Source organism: Collinsella aerofaciens, from assembly GCF_028209395.1.
Taxonomy (GTDB): domain Bacteria; phylum Actinomycetota; class Coriobacteriia; order Coriobacteriales; family Coriobacteriaceae; genus Collinsella; species Collinsella aerofaciens_AZ.
The window spans coordinates 20,879-38,013 of the sequence record NZ_JAQLDQ010000009.1; the positions used below are offsets into that span (position 1 = coordinate 20,879).

14 protein-coding genes are annotated in these 17,135 nt (G+C 60.3%); 10 read left to right on the plus strand and 4 right to left on the minus strand.

What is annotated here, in order from left to right; genetic code table 11:
* The first annotated feature begins 468 nt into the window (after window positions 1-468).
* The gene (locus PMW67_RS05230) at window positions 469-990 is read left to right on the plus strand and encodes a hypothetical protein (RefSeq protein ID WP_271738949.1); all 522 of its coding nucleotides are present in this window, start codon (window positions 469-471) and stop codon (window positions 988-990) included.
* Window positions 991-1,143: 153 nt separating this feature from the next.
* On the opposite strand, the gene PMW67_RS05235 is transcribed toward PMW67_RS05230, so the two are convergent.
* The gene (locus PMW67_RS05235) at window positions 1,144-1,455 is read right to left on the minus strand and encodes a DUF6788 family protein (protein ID WP_271738951.1); all 312 of its coding nucleotides are present in this window, start codon (window positions 1,453-1,455) and stop codon (window positions 1,144-1,146) included.
* A 159-nt stretch (window positions 1,456-1,614) separates the two neighbouring features.
* On the opposite strand from PMW67_RS05235, the gene PMW67_RS05240 reads away from it, so the two are divergent.
* Together PMW67_RS05240 and PMW67_RS05245 are read left to right on the plus strand one after the other, a co-directional pair.
* The gene (locus PMW67_RS05240; RefSeq protein ID WP_117772850.1) at window positions 1,615-1,854 is read left to right on the plus strand and encodes a hypothetical protein; all 240 of its coding nucleotides are present in this window, start codon (window positions 1,615-1,617) and stop codon (window positions 1,852-1,854) included.
* An 85-nt stretch (window positions 1,855-1,939) separates the two neighbouring features.
* The gene (locus PMW67_RS05245) at window positions 1,940-2,665 is read left to right on the plus strand and encodes a metallophosphoesterase family protein (RefSeq protein ID WP_271738952.1); all 726 of its coding nucleotides are present in this window, start codon (window positions 1,940-1,942) and stop codon (window positions 2,663-2,665) included.
* Window positions 2,666-2,680: 15 nt separating this feature from the next.
* Here PMW67_RS05245 and gluQRS read toward each other — a convergent pair whose 3' ends face one another.
* Window positions 2,681-3,799, minus strand: a complete 1,119-nt coding sequence (gluQRS, locus tag PMW67_RS05250; RefSeq protein WP_271738954.1) for a tRNA glutamyl-Q(34) synthetase GluQRS — start codon at window positions 3,797-3,799, stop codon at window positions 2,681-2,683.
* A gap of 395 nt (window positions 3,800-4,194) precedes the next feature.
* Between gluQRS and PMW67_RS05255 the strand changes: the two genes are divergently transcribed.
* Window positions 4,195-6,141 (plus strand): DUF2207 domain-containing protein, encoded by a 1,947-nt coding sequence (locus tag PMW67_RS05255; RefSeq protein WP_271738955.1) that lies wholly within the window; start codon window positions 4,195-4,197, stop codon window positions 6,139-6,141.
* A 452-nt stretch (window positions 6,142-6,593) separates the two neighbouring features.
* On the opposite strand, the gene PMW67_RS05260 is transcribed toward PMW67_RS05255, so the two are convergent.
* On the minus strand, window positions 6,594-7,235 hold the full coding sequence (locus PMW67_RS05260) for a GNAT family N-acetyltransferase (RefSeq protein ID WP_117635615.1): 642 nt from the start codon (window positions 7,233-7,235) through the stop codon (window positions 6,594-6,596).
* 277 nt (window positions 7,236-7,512) lie between these two features.
* Between PMW67_RS05260 and purH the strand changes: the two genes are divergently transcribed.
* From purH to PMW67_RS05280, 4 genes are all read left to right on the plus strand, one after another.
* Window positions 7,513-9,120 (plus strand): bifunctional phosphoribosylaminoimidazolecarboxamide formyltransferase/IMP cyclohydrolase, encoded by a 1,608-nt coding sequence (gene purH / locus PMW67_RS05265; protein WP_271738958.1) that lies wholly within the window; start codon window positions 7,513-7,515, stop codon window positions 9,118-9,120.
* Window positions 9,121-9,201: 81 nt separating this feature from the next.
* Window positions 9,202-9,933 (plus strand): hypothetical protein, encoded by a 732-nt coding sequence (locus PMW67_RS05270; RefSeq protein ID WP_271738959.1) that lies wholly within the window; start codon window positions 9,202-9,204, stop codon window positions 9,931-9,933.
* A gap of 174 nt (window positions 9,934-10,107) precedes the next feature.
* Window positions 10,108-10,779, plus strand: a complete 672-nt coding sequence (locus PMW67_RS05275; protein ID WP_118328272.1) for a response regulator transcription factor — start codon at window positions 10,108-10,110, stop codon at window positions 10,777-10,779.
* 9 nt (window positions 10,780-10,788) lie between these two features.
* The gene (locus PMW67_RS05280) at window positions 10,789-11,832 is read left to right on the plus strand and encodes a sensor histidine kinase (RefSeq protein WP_148332664.1); all 1,044 of its coding nucleotides are present in this window, start codon (window positions 10,789-10,791) and stop codon (window positions 11,830-11,832) included.
* Window positions 11,833-12,035: 203 nt separating this feature from the next.
* On the opposite strand, the gene PMW67_RS05285 is transcribed toward PMW67_RS05280, so the two are convergent.
* Window positions 12,036-12,473 (minus strand): universal stress protein, encoded by a 438-nt coding sequence (locus PMW67_RS05285; RefSeq protein ID WP_006235921.1) that lies wholly within the window; start codon window positions 12,471-12,473, stop codon window positions 12,036-12,038.
* Between the two features lie 247 nt (window positions 12,474-12,720).
* On the opposite strand from PMW67_RS05285, the gene PMW67_RS05290 reads away from it, so the two are divergent.
* Complete coding sequence (locus PMW67_RS05290) at window positions 12,721-13,701, plus strand: undecaprenyl-diphosphate phosphatase (protein WP_271738962.1); 981 nt, start codon at window positions 12,721-12,723, stop codon at window positions 13,699-13,701.
* A gap of 356 nt (window positions 13,702-14,057) precedes the next feature.
* A complete protein-coding gene (locus PMW67_RS05295; RefSeq protein ID WP_271738964.1) occupies window positions 14,058-16,961 on the plus strand; it encodes an ATP-dependent helicase in 2,904 nt (967 codons plus the stop codon).
* Window positions 16,962-17,135 lie beyond the last annotated feature (174 nt).

A 17,135-nucleotide genomic window follows, 5' to 3' on the forward strand; every position in this document is an offset into this window, starting at 1 on the left:
AGATTAAGCGATTCTTGAGCCAAGATTAATGTTGGATGAGTTTTTGGGTGGCAGTGGGAAAAGTATTAGACCTCGATAGCGGGAGATGGGGTGCCGATGACAAGCCGGCGGCAGAAATGGGATAAGCAAGGCGAACGGATCATATGGATTAAAATCGCGTTGCAAAAGTATGAGTTTCACACACGGCAGCCATGGAAGGACCTTAATATTACTTAGGCATGCGGCATTTGACGCCAGTCCTAATTGAAAGGCCAAGGGTAAATGGCTCCATGGGCAAGTGATTCTGTTTGCTAATGACCGAAAGCACCAATCCGTCATGTTGATTAAGGTTTCTGTTTGCTTGCATGGTTCGCTAGCTGCTAAAAGGTTGACCGATTGACTGTTTATGGCATCGTTAGTCGTCGGTGTTTTATAACAATAATTTAAAATAGCTGCAGTGGCTGAATGAATATAGAGAAAGGACTATCAATGGAGTGCAACTGGATTTACTTCCCATTAAACGGTCGTCCGCCGCAGCCGTTAATGGACGTTGTAAAAGCTGTAGATAAAAATATTGAGCAGATTCGTTCTGATAAAAACAGTGAGCACAGCGATAGCGTGCTCCGAATTTTGGCGTTCGATTTGGAGCAATTTGGTTTCAATGTTGAGGTGGGGAAAAAGAAAAACGAGAAACTATCGATGCCAGTGTTGTATGGGGAGAAAGGCTTAATTGATAAAGCTTTTGAGGTCGATGCCGTCCATAGGGACACTAACACGATAGTGGAGATTGAGGCCGGGCGCGCTGTCGCGAACAACCAGTTTCTGAAGGATTTTTTTGAAGCGTGCATGATACAGGATGCAGCATATCTTTGTGTAGTCGTTCGTAATGTGTACAAGAGTGGTGACAACTCAAGCAGAGACTACGAAAAGGTCGTAACTTTTTTCAAAACATTGTATGCAAGCGGGCGCATGCCTGTTCCGTTAAAAGGCATTATGGTTATCGGGTACTAACTGCAGTGGTTCTTTCGGTTTTGGAATAGTTCCGCGTGTAACTATTTGTGTGTCGGGTACATGGTGACTTGGGCAGCGGCTCGGACTCAGCGGATGCGAACAGCATGTATGCGGCAAGGTTTTCAAATTGTTTTAGAGGAAAACCTCTGCTGCTCAGTCAGCATTCGGCACCCTTCCCAACGCACGTATGATTAGCTTTTGAGATCGCTTCTGCTCTCTAATGGCGGCCGCAAGAGCCCTTCGACGTTCGATTTTGGCTTGCAGCTCATCAACCTTTGTAGCGGGTACATAGTCACTTTTGACCTCGTCGCCGACTCGATAGTTGAGATAGCAGTATTCGTGGCCCTTTATGTTTCGCATGCGGATGCTGCCCTTTGGAAGGAGACTGATTTCCTGCTCCATGAGGCCCAAGAGGCGGCTCGAGCGTGCATATTCCTCTTCTAGGACATCTTCTAAGACGGACATGGAGCCTCCTTTCCGAGTAGTTACCCTACATTCTATCAAATCCATTAAATTGTAGGGTAACTCAAGCATGTCCGCACGACATGTGACACTTACCCTGCCGCCCTGCTCTGCCGCGGCGGCATGTACCCAAACAACGGTCCTCTAAAGAGTTCGATATCGATGAGTGATAACACCAAGCATCTCGCAAAGAAGTGCGTCAAGAACGCGGGGCCGTGCCTCGTGCTGTGCCTTGCCGGCGCAACGGTCGCGCTGCTGGCTGTTCTGGGGCCGTTTGATGTGCTCCGAAGTGCCAGTTCTCTGCATGTTTGCATGGCTCTTGCCGGCGCCATGATGACCGGCGGCGTGCTCGATCTGATCTTTTGGGTGTTTGACCCGTTTGGATGGAAGAGCGAGGGGTAGGTCCCAAAGGATGGAAGGGCTGGAACGGTTGACTTAGTGATCGTGCAGAATGTGGGCTAGCGACTTACAAGGAAGTGGTGATCCGATGACGGTCTATGTGACGGGCGATATTCACGGCGGCCTCGACATGCAAAAGCTGCGCGATTGGGATCTTGGGGAAAGCCTGACGAGCGACGGCTATCTCATCATTGCCGGCGACTTTGGCTTTCCGTGGGATTTCTCTGCCGAGGAGTGCGCCGACATCGCTTGGCTGGAGTCGCGCCCCTATACCGTGCTGTTCGTCGACGGCAACCACGAACGTTTCGACCACTGGGCGGAGCGACCCATGGAGTTGTGGCACGGCGGACTGACACAGCGCCTGTCGGACACCTCGCCCATACGGCGCCTGACGCGCGGCGAGGTTTTTGAACTCGACGGCTCAACGGTCTTTACCATGGGCGGCGCCACGAGCGTGGACAAGGAATACCGCACTCCGTATTCCAGTTGGTGGCCGCAGGAGTTGCCGGACGAGCGCAACTTTGAGGAGGCACGGACAAAGCTCGACAGCGTGGCCTGGAAGGTCGACTACGTGGTCACCCACACCTGCTCTACGCGCATGCTTTCGCCCACGCTCTATCCGGCGCCCGGCTGGAATTGCCCCGCCGTTGATCGGCTTACGGCGTTTTTCGATGAGCTGGAGGACCGCTTGGACTACAAGCGCTGGTACTACGGGCATTTTCATCGGGATGCCAACCCGGCCGAGCGCCATACCGTGCTCTACGACTGCATCGTTCGCCTGGGCGACGAACTCCAGCCCTGGGATGTTGCGTAGGGGTGGGGTGCCTGATTACTCAGCCGTTACGGTGATGTTCTCCCTGTGCTTGCGGATAACATCCCAGCTAAAATGCTCGACCAGCTGCTCGGCAGAGCGCGGCGTGGTGTCCGGCGCGATGCCCGTTTGCCCGGCGAGCCAGCCCAGCAGCGCTTCGGGCGTGCCAAAGCGGGCGCGGAGTTCGCCCAGGTCCAGATCACGGTCTCGTTTGGAAAGGCGGCGGCCGTTCGGTGCCATGAGCAGCGGAATATGTGCGTAGTGCGGCGTGGGCAGTCCCAACAGGTGCTGCAGATAGATCTGGCGCGGCGTGGACCCCAGCAGGTCGCATCCGCGCACGACCTCGGTGACGCCCATGGCAGCGTCGTCGACCACCACGGCTAGCTGATAGGCAAACACGCCGTCGCTGCGGCGCACCAAAAAGTCGCCGCACTCGGTGGCGAGCGCCTCGCATTGGGCCCCGTACGTGCGGTCCACAAATTCGATCACGTCGTCTGCGAGGTCGTCGACGGTGGGCACGCACAGACGTGTGGCCGGGGCGCGCAGGGCGCTGCGGCGGGCCACCTCCTCGGCCGAAAGAGTTCGGCAGGCGCCACGGTAGATGGGCGTGCCGTCGCTCGCGTGCGGTGCGCTCGCGGCGTGGAGCTCGGCGCGTGTGCAAAAGCAGGGATAGGTGAGGCCGGCGTCTTTCAGCCGGCGCAAGGCGCTCTCGTACAGGTCTAGGCGGTCGTGCTGGTAGTAGGGGCCTTCGTCCCACTCCAGCCCCAGCCAGGCCAGGTCGTCAATCAATTGGGCGGCAAGTTCCGGGCGCTTGCAGCGATCGTCCAGGTCCTCAATGCGTAACACGATGCTGCCGCCCTGGCTGCGGGCCGAAAGCCATGCGCACAGGCAGCTGAACACGTTGCCCAGGTGCATACGGCCCGAGGGCGACGGGGCGAAGCGCCCCACGACGGGCGCGGGAGCGGCCGGCGTCGTTGGCGCGTCGGCGGCGGTTGTTGCTATGTTGCGTGCGTTGATGTCCATGCGGACGAGTATAGCGCGGGGCGCGGTGGGGGAGACGCTGCCGTGGCCTGCAAGTTGCTGAGGCCACACGTTGCGCGTGCCGGACCACCGGCTCGGCGCCTTAATCGTCGTCAATCAATCTAGCCCTCAAACGACAGAAACCCCGGCAGCTCTTCGCAACTGCCGGGGTTTCCGCGGAAAAGGGGGACATGATCCTCAAGCGGACGGCAAAGGGGCAAACCGTTTTCGCTCAACTGCTTTATGCCCCTCAACTGGCGGCTCAATCAGCGCATGCCGCGCCCACACAAAGCCGCTACACCTGTGATGGAGCTATGAAGTGGTATCTATTGCCGGAGCGGGCTATGCCAAGGAGTGTCCCAGATTGCCGGCAGATAAGGAACGTCCCCAGGTGCCGGCGGCGGGCGTGACTTTTGTCCCGTTTTGACGCTCCGCTGACCTAGATGTTCGTCACATGAACTCGCAAACGTGGGACAATGGCGTTACTGGTATCACAGACAAAGGATGTGCCTATGAACACCCTCGCCGCCAAAGTCAGCCGGCAGCGCCGCCTGTTTGCGCGATTCGCTTCCGTCTGCGCGCTCGTTGCGCTTGCGTTGTTGCTGCTGCCTGCCGCCGCGCACGCCGACGGCTACTCCATGACCCAAACCTATATCGGTGCCACGGTCGAGGCCGATGGATCGCTGACCGTTGTCGAGGGACGCCAGTTTGATTTCGACGACGACATCAACGGCGTGTTTTGGGAGATCAATACGGGCACCAACCAGCAGGGCGGCACGGCGGGCGTTGACGTGCTGAGTGTCGAGGAAGAGGACACCGCGTTTAACAAAGTCGATAGCGCGAACAAGGGCGATTCTGGCGTCTATACGGTCGAGCAGGCCGGTGACGGCGTAAGGATTAAGGTGTTCAGCCCCCACGAGAGCGGCGACAGCGCGATCTATTACGTGAGCTACACCATGACCGGTGCGGTTATGAACTGGGCCGATACCGCCGAGCTCTACTGGAAGTTCGTGGGCGACGGCTGGTCTGCGGATTCCGATGACGTCGAGATGGAAGTGTGCTTCGCAAATGCCGCTGCCGGGACGGCGGCCGTCAAGGGCGATAACTTCCGCGCATGGGGCCACGGCCCACTGACGGGCGACGTGTCGCTCGATGCGGACGAGCCCATGGTCACCTATACCATTCCCTGCGTGCATGAGGGCGAATTCGCCGAGGCACGCATCGCCTTCCCCAGCGACTGGGTGCCGCAGCTTGCCGTCTCGGGCGAAAAGCGCATGTCGACGATCCTGAGCGAAGAGAAGGAATGGGCCGACGAGGCCAACGCTCGCCGTGAGCACGCGCGTGCGGTTGCCGGCGCGATTGCCGTGGTGTGTGTTGTCGTGGCGGTTGCCTATACCGGTGTGATCGTGATGCTTAAGCTGCGCAGGCCCAAGCCCAAGCCGCTCTTCCAGGACGAGTACTTCCGCGATGTGCCCTCGGCCGACCATCCCGCTGTGCTTGCAGCTCTCATGAGCTGGAACGACGTGCCCGATCAGGCATATATCGCCACGCTTATGAAGCTTACCGACGACCGCGTGATCAAGCTGGAAGAAGCGACCGAGACCAAGAAGAAGGGTCTGCTCCGTCGCGAAAAAGAGGAGCAGACGTATCGCATCACAGTGACCGACGAGGCCTGGAAGGCTGCCAAGAAGGACGGCATCGATCGCGATGTGCTCAAGGTCTTCTTCGCCGGCGTTAAGCCCGATAAGGACGGAGTCCGTTCGCGCACGTTTAGCGAGCTGGAGGAGTACGCTAGCGAGCGCACCACATCTGTTGGCGACAAGCTCGAGGACTATCAGAGCACGGTTAAGGGCAAGCTGGAGGCGCGCGAGCTTATCGCCTCGGACGGCACCATCGCCCTGGTTGCCGGCTTGGTTCTCGGCATCATTATTGTCTGTGGCATTTTGGGCTCTCTGTTCTATGCCGACTTTGCGGATGCCAATGTCGGTGCCGCTATGATCTCGATCCCCGTCACGATCGTGGGCTTTGTCCTGAGCTGCACCTTCCGTCGCTACACGCCGGAGGGCGCCGAGGTGGCGGCTCGCTGTAAAGCGCTCAAGCATTGGCTTGAGGACTTTACGCGCCTGAAGGAGGCCATTCCCAGCGACCTGATCTTGTGGAACAAACTGCTGGTGATGGGCGTTGCCCTGGGCGTTTCGAAAGAAGTGCTGCGACAGCTGGCCGAGGCCGTGCCTGCGGACCTGCGCAACAGCGACGATTTCTACGACAACTACCCCTGCTACTGGTGGTATTACCATCACTACGGCAACGAGTCCCCGCTCGATTCGTTCAACGATGTGTACCACGAGACCATCCGCGAGCTGGCTTCGAGTTCCGATAGTTCGAGCGGCGGCAGCGGCGGCGGCTTTTCCGGTGGCGGCGGTGGCGGCGTCGGCGGAGGCGGCGGCGGAACGTTCTAGCGAGCGCTTGCTTTGGGGTGGATCTTTCTGGGCGGTTGCCAGGGAAGATTCATCCCATTTTTGTGCATCGAAACGGGTCAAACTTTCCGCTGAGGACCTTCGCGCAAGGGGCAGTGGACAAAAAATGCCAAATATGAGTACTGTTGCTGCGTTGGTCACATATGTTTGCACATAATAATGGGCTCCTAATGAGAGTACTTCTCGTTAGGAGCCCATTTTATTGAACATTTGGGGAGTTACGTCAGCTCGTGCAGCTGGTCGTCATGCCTATAAGCATCAAAAATGCCCCGAATAGCTGCTACTAAAAAGGTAACAGTACTCATATTTGATGTATTTTGACCACGGCTATCTACAAACCCCCTAGGCCACTCATTAGGGACAGACTTAAATGACTAGTTGTTGGGGATCAGTCATTGGGGACGTTCTTAAATGACTAGGTGTGGCTGCTTGGGCTAGGCTGTTAGATCGAGTTCGTAGAGGAAGCTTTCGCGCGGCATGGCGTGGCGGCGCTCTTCGCGGTTGGCGCGGTGCGTGGCCGTGCGCTTAAAGCCGTGCAACTCGTAGAACTTCCACGAGCAGTTGGAGTCGGTGTACAGGTGCGCCCTCGTCGCTCCAAGCGAGGACAGGTGCGAGACTGCGGCATCGAGCAGAACCGTGCCAACGCCCAGGCCATGGACATCGCGATCCACGGCAAGCAGCGTGACCTCGTTGTCGTGCGGCAACGGGCTGCTCTCGAGCAGACGGTTGTTGGTTCGGATGGTTGCGCGTACAAACGAGAGATACTCGGCGCAGGCATCGGGCTCCAGCTCACGCATCTGCGATAGCAGAGCGCGTTCGGTGTCCATCCAATGTTCCTTGACGGTGGCGCCGGAGCTCTGTCCCGCACGCGCGAGCGAAATGCCACGCGCCTGACCGTCGATTACGGCAACCTGTGAAAACGTCGACGACGAAAGGCAGTAGGCGAGGTCGCACGCGGCCTCAAGGCGGTTGTACTCATCGTTATCCGAATTGTTATGCCAAAGCTGCTGCAGAATCAGCGCGATGGCGTCGAAGTCTTCGGTATCAAACGGTCGGTAGAGAACCCGCGAGACCATGGTGCCTCTTTCTTTCGCGGATGCATATCGAGCACAGTTCTACCACGCCGTTGGCATCGAATTATGGTGCCCCTGTGTTCCATGAACTCACCGTGCCCGGCGCCGTGCCCATCCCCTCCGCTCGCAAACTTTTTCTGCACATGCGCCCGTTGCGGGATGCATCGATGCGCTCGATGCGCTACATTAAATCAGTATTTTCAATGCCGCTGCGCGAGCGCTGCAGATCGACGTATCACCGACTCACAGAGCACGGCGGCGTACCAGACAGGAGGACTGCATGGGATCTGATGTGAAGATCGCACGCGCGTTGATCTCGGTTACCGATAAGACGGGCGTCGTCGATTTCGCACGGACGCTGGTTGACGACTTTGGCGTCGAGATCATCTCTACGGGCGGCACGGCTCGTGCCATCGAGGACGCGGGCGTTCCCGTAACCCCCATCGAGGAGTTCACGGGCTATCCCGAGATGATGGACGGCCGCGTCAAGACGCTGCACCCCAAGGTCCACGGCGCGCTGCTTGCCCGTCGCGATTCCGAGCAGCACATGCAAGAGGCCGCTCAGCACGGCATTAAGCTGATCGACCTGGTCGCCGTCAACCTGTACGAGTTCGAGAAGACCGTCGCCAACCCCGAGGTCACCTTCGCGGATGCCATCGAGCACATCGACATCGGTGGCCCCTCTATGCTGCGCTCTGCCGCCAAGAACGCCGCGAGCGTTACCGTTATCTCCGACCCGGCCGACTACGACGCCGTCCTGGCTGAGATGCGCGAGACCGGTGGCTGCACCACGCTTTCCACCCGTCGTCGCCTGCAGGTGAAGGTCTACCAGACCACCGCCGCCTACGACACGGCTATCTCCCGTTGGCTTGCCGCCCAGGCAAGCGACGTGGCGGACACCTCTGCCAAGCTCGAGATCTCGCTGGAGAAGGTCGACGACCTGCGCTATGGCGAGAATCCTCAGCAGAAGGCTACGGTCTACCGCTTTGCCGAGGGCTGCGAGAACACCGCGAGCTCGCAGTTCCCGCTCGTGGGCTCCGAGCAGATCCAGGGCAAGCCGCTCAGCTACAACAACTATCTGGATGCCGACGCCGCCTGGAACCTGGTCCGCGAGTTCGACGAGCCGGCCTGCGTGATCCTCAAGCACCAGAACCCCTGCGGTTCCGCCGTTGCCGAGGACATCACGGCCGCCTACGACCGCGCCTTCGCCTGCGATCCCAAGAGCGCCTTTGGCGGCATCATCGCCTGCAACCGCGAGGTTCCCTTTGATCTGGTTGAGCACTTTGCCGATCAGAACAAGCAGTTCGTCGAGGTCATCATCGCCCCGAGCTATACCGATGAGGCGCTCGAGCGCATGGCTAAGCGCCCCAACCTGCGCGTGCTGGCTACCGGCGGCGTGGACCACGGCGCCCAGGTGGAGCTGCGCTCCGTCGACGGCGGCATGCTGGTGCAGGAGGTCGACCACGTGACCGAGGATCCCGCGACCTTTACGTTCCCCACTGACCGCAAGCCCACCGACGCCGAGATGGCCGAGCTCGAGTTTGCCTGGAAGGTCTGCAAGGGCGTTAAGTCCAACGCCATCTTGGTTTCCAAGGGCAAGGCCGGCATTGGCATGGGCCCGGGTCAGCCCAACCGCGTTGACTCTGCGCTGCTTGCCTGCGAGCGTGCCGAGGACTTCTGCGAGCGCGAGGGCGTGGAGAAGGGCGGCTTTGCCTGTGCAAGCGACGCGTTCTTCCCGTTCCGCGACAATGTTGACGTGCTCGCCGCGCACGGTGTGACCTGCATCATCCAGCCCGGCGGCTCCAAGCGCGACGACGAGAGCATCCAGGCCTGCAATGAGCACAATATTGCTATGGTGTTTACGGGCGCTCGCCACTTCCGCCACTAAGTTCCGCTTTGGGACAAAATAATCTCCGCAAAAGACGGCTGCTCCGTTTGGAGGGCCGTCTTTTTGGTATAAGAGGACGGAATGACTAACACGAAAGGTACAACCATGCCCCAGATTGATGAAGCCGAGCTGTTTGGCAATGCCGAGGATCAGCGTGCGTACGAGGACTTTTGCGCCAATCAGGAGGCGGTCGAGAAGTTTACGCTCGACAAGCCCGCGCTTGTCTGCCGTTGGCGCATGTCCAATAAAAAGGTGCCCATGCTCAACCGCCACATTCGCGCACTGTCCGAGCGCTTGGTGCAGGGCGAGCCGCTTACCCATAACATGCTCAGCTGGGCCAAGCAGCACGTTGAGTGGTCGCTTGCCGAGGGCGATTACACCGCACGCGACGGCGTGCTCATGCTGGTGATCGACGTTAACGGCAACGCCGCCATGACGGTGGGGGAGTACGAGCCGCTCGCCGATACGTCGGCCAAGGCGCTGCGTGCCCGCTCCGCCGAGGCCCGCTCCGAGGCCGACGAAACCGGCGTGGCGCCCGAGCTGCTCGCCGCTGTCAACAACGGCGAGCTCGCCTTTGTGGCGCCGGCGGACGAGTTTCTGTGCGGCACGGCGACGCTCATCGAGCAGTTGGCCCAGACCAAGGGCATCCCAGTCACGCGCGTAGACATTCCCGCGCAGCTTAAGGGCGCGCTGTTCCTAGTGAGCGACGAACACGGCGTGATCCCCGCGACCGAGACGAACGCCGCCGAGGCCGACGCCGCCACGGTCGCCTTCTTCGCCGAAGGCTACGAAAAGCTCCGTGCCCGCCGCTAAATGATGTTTCTGGGACGGGGATTAAAAACTCATTTAATTCCCGTGCTCGTCGCGAGCGAGAGGCAAGCCTCTGCCACTCGCGAACAGTTCTGTCACTTTGGTGCCGCGTGAGGCGCGTATCTGCGGATCCGCGGTCATAATGGGGCAAGACAACCAAGAGGGGGGGCGGAATCCATGGCGCTAATCTATATCGTTGAGGACGACGAGCCCATTCGTCGTGAACTTATCGACATCCTTGCCCGCGCCGGGTTTGAAATCGAGGCCTGCGAATCGTTTGAGCATGTCTCGCGCGATATTCTCGCCGCCGCGCCCGACCTGGTGCTGCTCGACCTCACGCTTCCCGTCAAGGACGGCCAGCATATCTGCCACGAGGTTCGCCGCGAATCCGAGGTTCCCATCATCGTCCTCACGTCGCGCACGACCGAGATCGACGAGGTCATGGCCATGACGCTCGGCGCGGACGACTTTGTTCCCAAGCCCTACAGCGCCCGTGTGCTCGTGGCGCGCATCAATGCCTTGCTGCGTCGCACCGCGGCGGCGGGCGAGCGCAGCACGCTCGTCCACAAGGGACTGGAGCTCGACCTCGCACGCTCCATGGTCACCAACACGCAAACGGGCACCAGCACCGAGCTCACAAAAAACGAACTGCGTATTCTCTCGCTGCTTCTGAGCCGCGCGGGCAAGATTGTTTCGCGCTCGGCCATCATGCAGGATCTGTGGGACTCCGACGCCTTCGTGGACGACAATACGCTTACCGTCAACATCAACCGCCTGCGCACCACGCTCGAAAAAATCGGCATCAAGGGGTATTTGACGACGCACCGCGGCCAAGGCTATTCGGTCTAGAGGCCGGCTATGTCGTTTGCCAAGTTCTTTAAAGACGCGCTGCTTCCCGTCGCCGTGTGGACGTGCGGCGTGCTGCTGAGCTGCTTTGTGCTGACGGTCGCCGGTGCACCCGTTTCTATCGTGGTCGTGGCGGTTGGCGTGTCCTTTATCTTTGGTATGCTCGGCATCGTGATCGAGTACGCTCGCCGTCGCCGTTTTCTGCGTCAGTTGGAGCGCGCGGCAGAGGAGCTCGAGAGTCCCGCATGGGTGCAAGAGATGGTGCAATGCCCGACCTATGCCGAGGGCGAGCTCGAATACGAGGTCTTGCGCCGGGTGGGCAAAGCCGCCTGCGACGAGGTTGCCGAAGGCAGGCGTCAGACCGATGACTATCGCGACTATATCGAGAGCTGGGTCCACGAGGCCAAGCTGCCCCTGGCGGCGGCTCACCTGATTTTGGAAAACCTGGACAGCAGCGAAGACGACCTGTCGCGCGTGGACGACCTGGCACGCGAACTTGCTCGCGTGGAGCGCTATATCGACCAGGCGCTGTACTACGCGCGCTCGGAAGTCGTGGAGCGCGACTACCTGATTCGCCGCTGGGATCTCAAAACCTTGGTGACGGGCGCGATTAAAGCCAACGCGCGCGAGCTCATTGCGGCGCATGTGGCCCCGGTGTGCGAGAACCTCGACTTCGAGGTCTTTACCGACGAGAAGTGGCTCGAGTTTATTCTGGGCCAGCTCATTCAGAACAGCATTAAATATGCGCGTGAGGACGGCGCAAAGATCGTGTTTTCGGGTGCGTTGCTGGACGAGGGCCTGGCAAGCGAGCGCATCGAGCTTACCGTCGCGGACAACGGCTGCGGCGTGTGTGCGGCAGACCTACCGCGCGTGTTCGAGAAGGGCTTTACCGGCGACAACGGCCGCACCACCAAGCGCGCAACGGGCATCGGTCTCTATCTGGTGGCACGCCTGTGTTCCAAGATGGGCATCGACGTCACCGCAGCATCCGAGCCCGGCGAAGGCTTTGTCGTCACGTTCGCCTTCTCGACGAACAAGTTCCAATACTTTGAGTAACGCACACGGCAAACGCCCGTCCAAACAAAACGTGCCGCCCCAAACGGGGCGGCACGCCATTCTTCTATCAGACAACTCGCTGAAGTAAGGCTGCGAAGGCCGCGGGGCCGGGAGGGGTTTCCTAAGGGCACATCCCGCAGCCGCAACGCGGCGAGGACGTGCCCGTGGAAACCCCGCAGGCCCCGCGGCCGGTGGGAGCAACGCTACTTCACGACCAAGATGTCGCAGTCCGTATTGCGCAGCAGGAACGTCGAAATCGAGCCCAGCAGCGCATACTTGATCGAGGACAGGCCGCGTGCGCCGCAGAGCACCAGGTCGGGCTTGACTACGTCGAGCATCTCGTCCTTGAGCGTCTCGCGAATACGGCCGGCGCGAATCATGACCTCGACCTCGGGAATATCGGGATTGGCCTTGGCCTCTTCGAGCTGCTTGGCGATGGAGTTCTTAAATGCCTCCTCTAGGCCGTTGACCAGATCGACCGGATAGGAACCGGCGCTCTCGAGCGCCGTGGAATCGATAACATGGCCGATGATTAGCTTGGCGCCGTTGTTCGCGGCGACCTTGATGGCGCGTGCGAGCACAAAATCCTGCTGTTCAGTACCGTCGAGTGAAACAAATACCTTGGTGTAGCCCTCGTTCATGGTTTCCTCCTTGGTCTATCGCACGGGCGCGGGGCTCGTGCGTCGGGCGGGCGCGGGCGCGTTGGCCGCCGGACACTTTATCTTGTTGCAGTTATACCCAAGGATTTCGGTTTGACCGCTCGCAATTCTGTGAACGGACGAGTTTTTTGGTAAGGGTAGGCGCAGACGCGCCCGAACGGTTGATAATGGAACATCGCCCGCACCGTCCGCAGAACAATATCGGCGGGTGTCTAACGAGGGGGTCCCTTTGGATATCATCGAGCTTCTAAAATCTGCCTTCATGGGCCTGGTCGAGGGCATCACCGAATGGCTGCCCGTCTCGTCGACCGGTCACATGATCTTGGTGGACGAGTTCGTTAAGATGAACGTGAGCGAGACGTTCTGGAACATGTTCCTGGTCGTGATTCAGCTTGGCGCCATTTTGGCCGTCTGCGTCCTGTTCTTCCATGAGCTCAACCCGTTCTCGCCCAGCAAGGGCAAGGAGGGCCGTCGCGACACGTGGGTGCTGTGGGGCAAGATCGTGCTCGGCTGCATTCCTGCGGCGGCGATCGGCCTGCCGCTCAACGACTGGATGGAGGAGCATTTCTACAATGCTCCTGTCGTGGCGCTGGCGCTCATTGTGTACGGCGTGCTGTTTATCGTGATCGAGAACTGGCGCGCGAGCAAGCGCGAGGAAATGGCCGTTGCCGGTTCGTTTGGTTCGCGTGCTGTGGTGTCGGGTGGACGTCCTGCCGGTGCGCACTTTGCGGCGCCCGCCGCGGCTACCGCTGAGGATGAGGACGATGACGAGGATCTGGACTTTGGTTCCATCACCACGCTCGAGGATCTAAGCTGGAAGACTGCGCTGGGTATCGGCTGCTTCCAGGTGCTTTCGCTGATTCCGGGCACGTCGCGCTCCGGCTCCACCATCATCGGTGGCTTGCTTTTGGGCTGCACGCGTTCGGTGGCGTCCAAGTTTACGTTCTTCCTGGCCATCCCTGTCATGTTTGGCGCGAGCGCGCTCAAGCTGGTCAAGTATTTCATCAAGGGCGGCACGTTCGGTGCCAACGAGGTCGCTATCTTGGGCGTGGGCTGCGTTGTGGCCTTTGTGGTTTCGCTCATCGCCATCAAGTGGCTCATGGGCTTCGTCCGCCGTCACGACTTTAAGTGCTTCGGCGTCTACCGCATCATCCTGGGCATCGTGGTGCTTGCATACTTCTTCGTTCTGGAGCCTATGCTCGGCCTGTAACTTGGTTGACGCTGCGCGGCGGCCAGAACGACAACTTGTCATTCAAAGAGGGCGGCATGACCAAAAGGTCTATGCCGCCCTCTTTTCATGCCAATTTGTTCGCCCTGGCCGCCGCTCGCTGCTGCTGCCATGATATCGGTGGCTCCCTGGTTGGTGCATTGGGGTCAGGTTACTTTGCGACAACATGGTGCAGACTAACCTGACCCCATTGCACCAAATCCGCTGGGGCGGGCCTGACGGTGGCGCACGGAGTCGTGGTGTGATTTGCGTCGGTGTCCGCGCGGCTCGGTATACTGGTACGGCTCAAACTATGGCGCCGCCCGCAGGCGCGCCGTCCGTCAGATGAGGAGTCGCCCATGACCCAGCCCTTGCCCTGGGAAAAGAACGCCGCGGTACCCGTGCCGCCCGCGCCGGAACCCGTGCCGCTCGATGCATACACCGCCCCTGCAGCGCCGGAGCCCGAACTCGTTCCGCTCGACATCTACGACGCTCCCGCGCCGGCACCCAAACCCACCAAGCCGCTCGTCGACATTGACAGCCTTAATCCCGCCCAGCGCGAGGCGGTTCTGACCACCGAGGGCCCGTTGCTGGTACTCGCCGGCGCCGGCTCGGGCAAGACCCGCGTCTTGACCTTCCGCATCGCACATATGCTCGGCGATCTGGGCGTTAAGCCTTGGCAGATCCTTGCCATCACGTTTACCAACAAGGCCGCGGCTGAGATGCGCGAGCGTCTGGCAGCGCTCATCCCCAGCGGCACCCGCGGTATGTGGGTGTGCACCTTCCATGCCATGTGCGTGCGCATGCTGCGCGAGGACGCCGACCTGCTGGGCTACACCGGTCAGTTCACCATCTACGACGACGATGACTCAAAGCGCATGGTGCGCGACATTATGCAGGCACTCGGCATCGAGCAAAAGCAGTTCCCCATCAACATGATCCGCAGCAAGATCAGCTCGGCCAAAAACGCCATGATCGGCCCCGAGGACATGCTCAAGTCCGCCGATAGCCCCAACGATAAAAAGGCCGCACAGGTCTACTTGGAGCTGGAGCGCCGCCTGCGCGCTGCCAATGCGATGGACTTTGACGACCTGCTCGTGCGCGCGCTCGAGCTGCTGCGCACCCGCCCCGAGGTGCTCGACAAGTACCAGGAACGCTTCCGCTACATTAGCGTCGACGAGTATCAGGACACCAACCACGTCCAGTACGAAATCGCTAACCTGCTGGCCGCCAAGTACCAAAACCTCATGGTCGTAGGCGACGATGACCAGTCCATTTACAGCTGGCGTGGCGCCGACATCACTAACATCCTGGACTTTGAGCAGGACTTTAAAAACTGCAAGACCGTTAAGCTGGAGCAGAACTACCGCTCTACGGGCCATATCCTGAGCGCCGCCAACGCCGTGGTGCGCCACAACTCGCAGCGCAAGGACAAGCGTCTGTTTACGGCCGAGGGCGATGGCGAGAAGATTCAGGCCTTCCAGGCAAGCGACGAGCGCGACGAGGGCCGCTGGATTGCCGGCGAGATCGAAAAACTGCATGCCAAAGGCACGAGCTACGACGATATCGCCGTGTTCTACCGCACCAACGCCCAGTCGCGTATCCTCGAAGATATGTTCCTGCGCGCAGGCGTGCCCTACAAGATCGTGGGCGGCACGCGATTCTTCGACCGTGCCGAGATCCGCGACGTCATGGCCTACCTTAAGATGATCGTGAACCCGGCAGACGAGATGAGCGTCAAGCGCGTCATCAACACGCCGCGTCGCGGCATCGGCTCCACCTCGATCCAAAAGATCGAGCAGCTGGCGCGCGACAACCGTTGCTCGTTCTTCCAGGCTTGCGAGATCGCAACAGCCGAGACGGGCATGTTTAGCGCCAAGGTGCGCAATGGCCTGTCGAGCTTTGTCTCTCTGGTGCGCGAGGGCCGTCGCATGGACGGCGAACTCAAGGACGTCGTCGAGATGATCGTCGATAAGACGGGCCTGCTGCAGGCTTTCCGCGCCGAGGGCACCATGGAGTCCGAGAGCCGCGCCGAGAACATCCAGGAATTTCTGGGCGTCGCCGCCGAATTTGAGGAGACGCACGAGGATATCGAAGGTACGCTCGAGAGCTTGGAAGAGCTGCGCGCTGCCGGTGTTGCCGATGTGCCTGTCAGCGCCGAGCCCGAGCCCGTCGTGGTGAGCGCGCCTGCGCCCGAACCGGGGCCGTCTGCCCCGGTATCCTCGTTTGAGGCGCTCGTCGGTGCGCGCGATGCCGCAGGTTCCAATCCGCTCGATAGCTTGGCCGCTCCGGCGCTCTCGCCGCAGGATGCCCTGGCCGCCGCCATCGCGGGCAACGCGTATGCCGCGCCGACGGAGATGCCGGCGGGTGCCGTGCATGCCGACGAGATCGAGCGCACCTACGGTCCGCTCACCTGTAAGGCGCTGCCGGCACTCATGGAGTGGCTGGCCCTGCGCTCCGACTTGGATTCCCTGGCCGGCGAGACGCATGCCATTACCATGATGACCATCCACTCAGCCAAGGGCCTGGAGTTCCCGGCGGTGTTCGTGGCCGGCATGGAGGAGGGCATCTTCCCGCACGTGCACGACTTTGGCGGCAGCGATGATCCGGGCAAGCTCGAGGAAGAGCGTCGCCTGGCCTACGTCGCCATCACGCGCGCCCGTAAACGCCTGTTCTTGACCTATGCTGCCACGCGTCGCACCTACGGCTCGACTTCTGCCAACCCGCGCTCGCGCTTCCTCAACGAGATTCCGTTTGAGGACATCGAGTTTAGCGGTATCGGTTCTGCCGGTTTTGAGGGCACAGGCTGGGAGAAGCGCGGCGACCGTCACGGCACCTTTGGCTCGGGCATGGGCTCGGATATGTACGGCGGCAAGGTGTTTGGTTCGCATACGCGCTCGACCGGTGGTTCCGGATCGCGTGGTGGATCGAGCTTCGACGATTTCTTTGGTGGCAGCAGTTACGGGACCGAGCGCCATCGTGGGGTTTCGCCCGACGCCGGCCGTGTTGCCTCGACCTTTGGTTCGGGTGCGCCGCGAGCCGAAAAGCCGTCGTCCAAGGTGTCCCCGACGGTGGAGCGCAAGGTCGATCGTGCCAGCGCATCGCAGGACTTTGCCGCGGGCGATACCGTGAGCCATAAGACCTTTGGCACGGGTACCGTGATTTCGGTCGCCGGAGACATGATCGAGGTTCAATTCGAAAAGACCGGCCAGACCAAAAAGCTAATGAAGGGCTTCGCTCCGATCGTCAAGCTGAATGCCTAACTGCGAGGTTGACCGGGCGCGCCGGGGGCTTTGGTCGCCTGCTCGGACAGTCCTGCTCGCACGGAGAGCGCATTAAGTGCTCTCCGGCTCGTGCGGAACTCGCGATCGACCAAAGCCCCCGGCGCGCCCTCTTCCTTGCGGCGTTTTGGCCTGCAGCTTGCGAACGTCGCTCTG

Coding starts and splice junctions, on each gene's coding strand:
- PMW67_RS05245 (WP_271738952.1), top strand. CDS start 1,940: ATGACGGTCTATGTGACGGGCGATATTCACGGCGGCCTCGACATGCAA.
- PMW67_RS05275 (WP_118328272.1), top strand. CDS start 10,108: ATGGCGCTAATCTATATCGTTGAGGACGACGAGCCCATTCGTCGTGAA.
- PMW67_RS05235 (WP_271738951.1), bottom strand. CDS start 1,455: ATGTCCGTCTTAGAAGATGTCCTAGAAGAGGAATATGCACGCTCGAGC.
- PMW67_RS05285 (WP_006235921.1), bottom strand. CDS start 12,473: ATGAACGAGGGCTACACCAAGGTATTTGTTTCACTCGACGGTACTGAA.
- PMW67_RS05230 (WP_271738949.1), top strand. CDS start 469: ATGGAGTGCAACTGGATTTACTTCCCATTAAACGGTCGTCCGCCGCAG.
- PMW67_RS05280 (WP_148332664.1), top strand. CDS start 10,789: ATGTCGTTTGCCAAGTTCTTTAAAGACGCGCTGCTTCCCGTCGCCGTG.
- PMW67_RS05240 (WP_117772850.1), top strand. CDS start 1,615: ATGAGTGATAACACCAAGCATCTCGCAAAGAAGTGCGTCAAGAACGCG.
- PMW67_RS05295 (WP_271738964.1), top strand. CDS start 14,058: ATGACCCAGCCCTTGCCCTGGGAAAAGAACGCCGCGGTACCCGTGCCG.
- PMW67_RS05255 (WP_271738955.1), top strand. CDS start 4,195: ATGAACACCCTCGCCGCCAAAGTCAGCCGGCAGCGCCGCCTGTTTGCG.
- PMW67_RS05270 (WP_271738959.1), top strand. CDS start 9,202: ATGACTAACACGAAAGGTACAACCATGCCCCAGATTGATGAAGCCGAG.
- PMW67_RS05260 (WP_117635615.1), bottom strand. CDS start 7,235: ATGGTCTCGCGGGTTCTCTACCGACCGTTTGATACCGAAGACTTCGAC.
- purH (WP_271738958.1), top strand. CDS start 7,513: ATGGGATCTGATGTGAAGATCGCACGCGCGTTGATCTCGGTTACCGAT.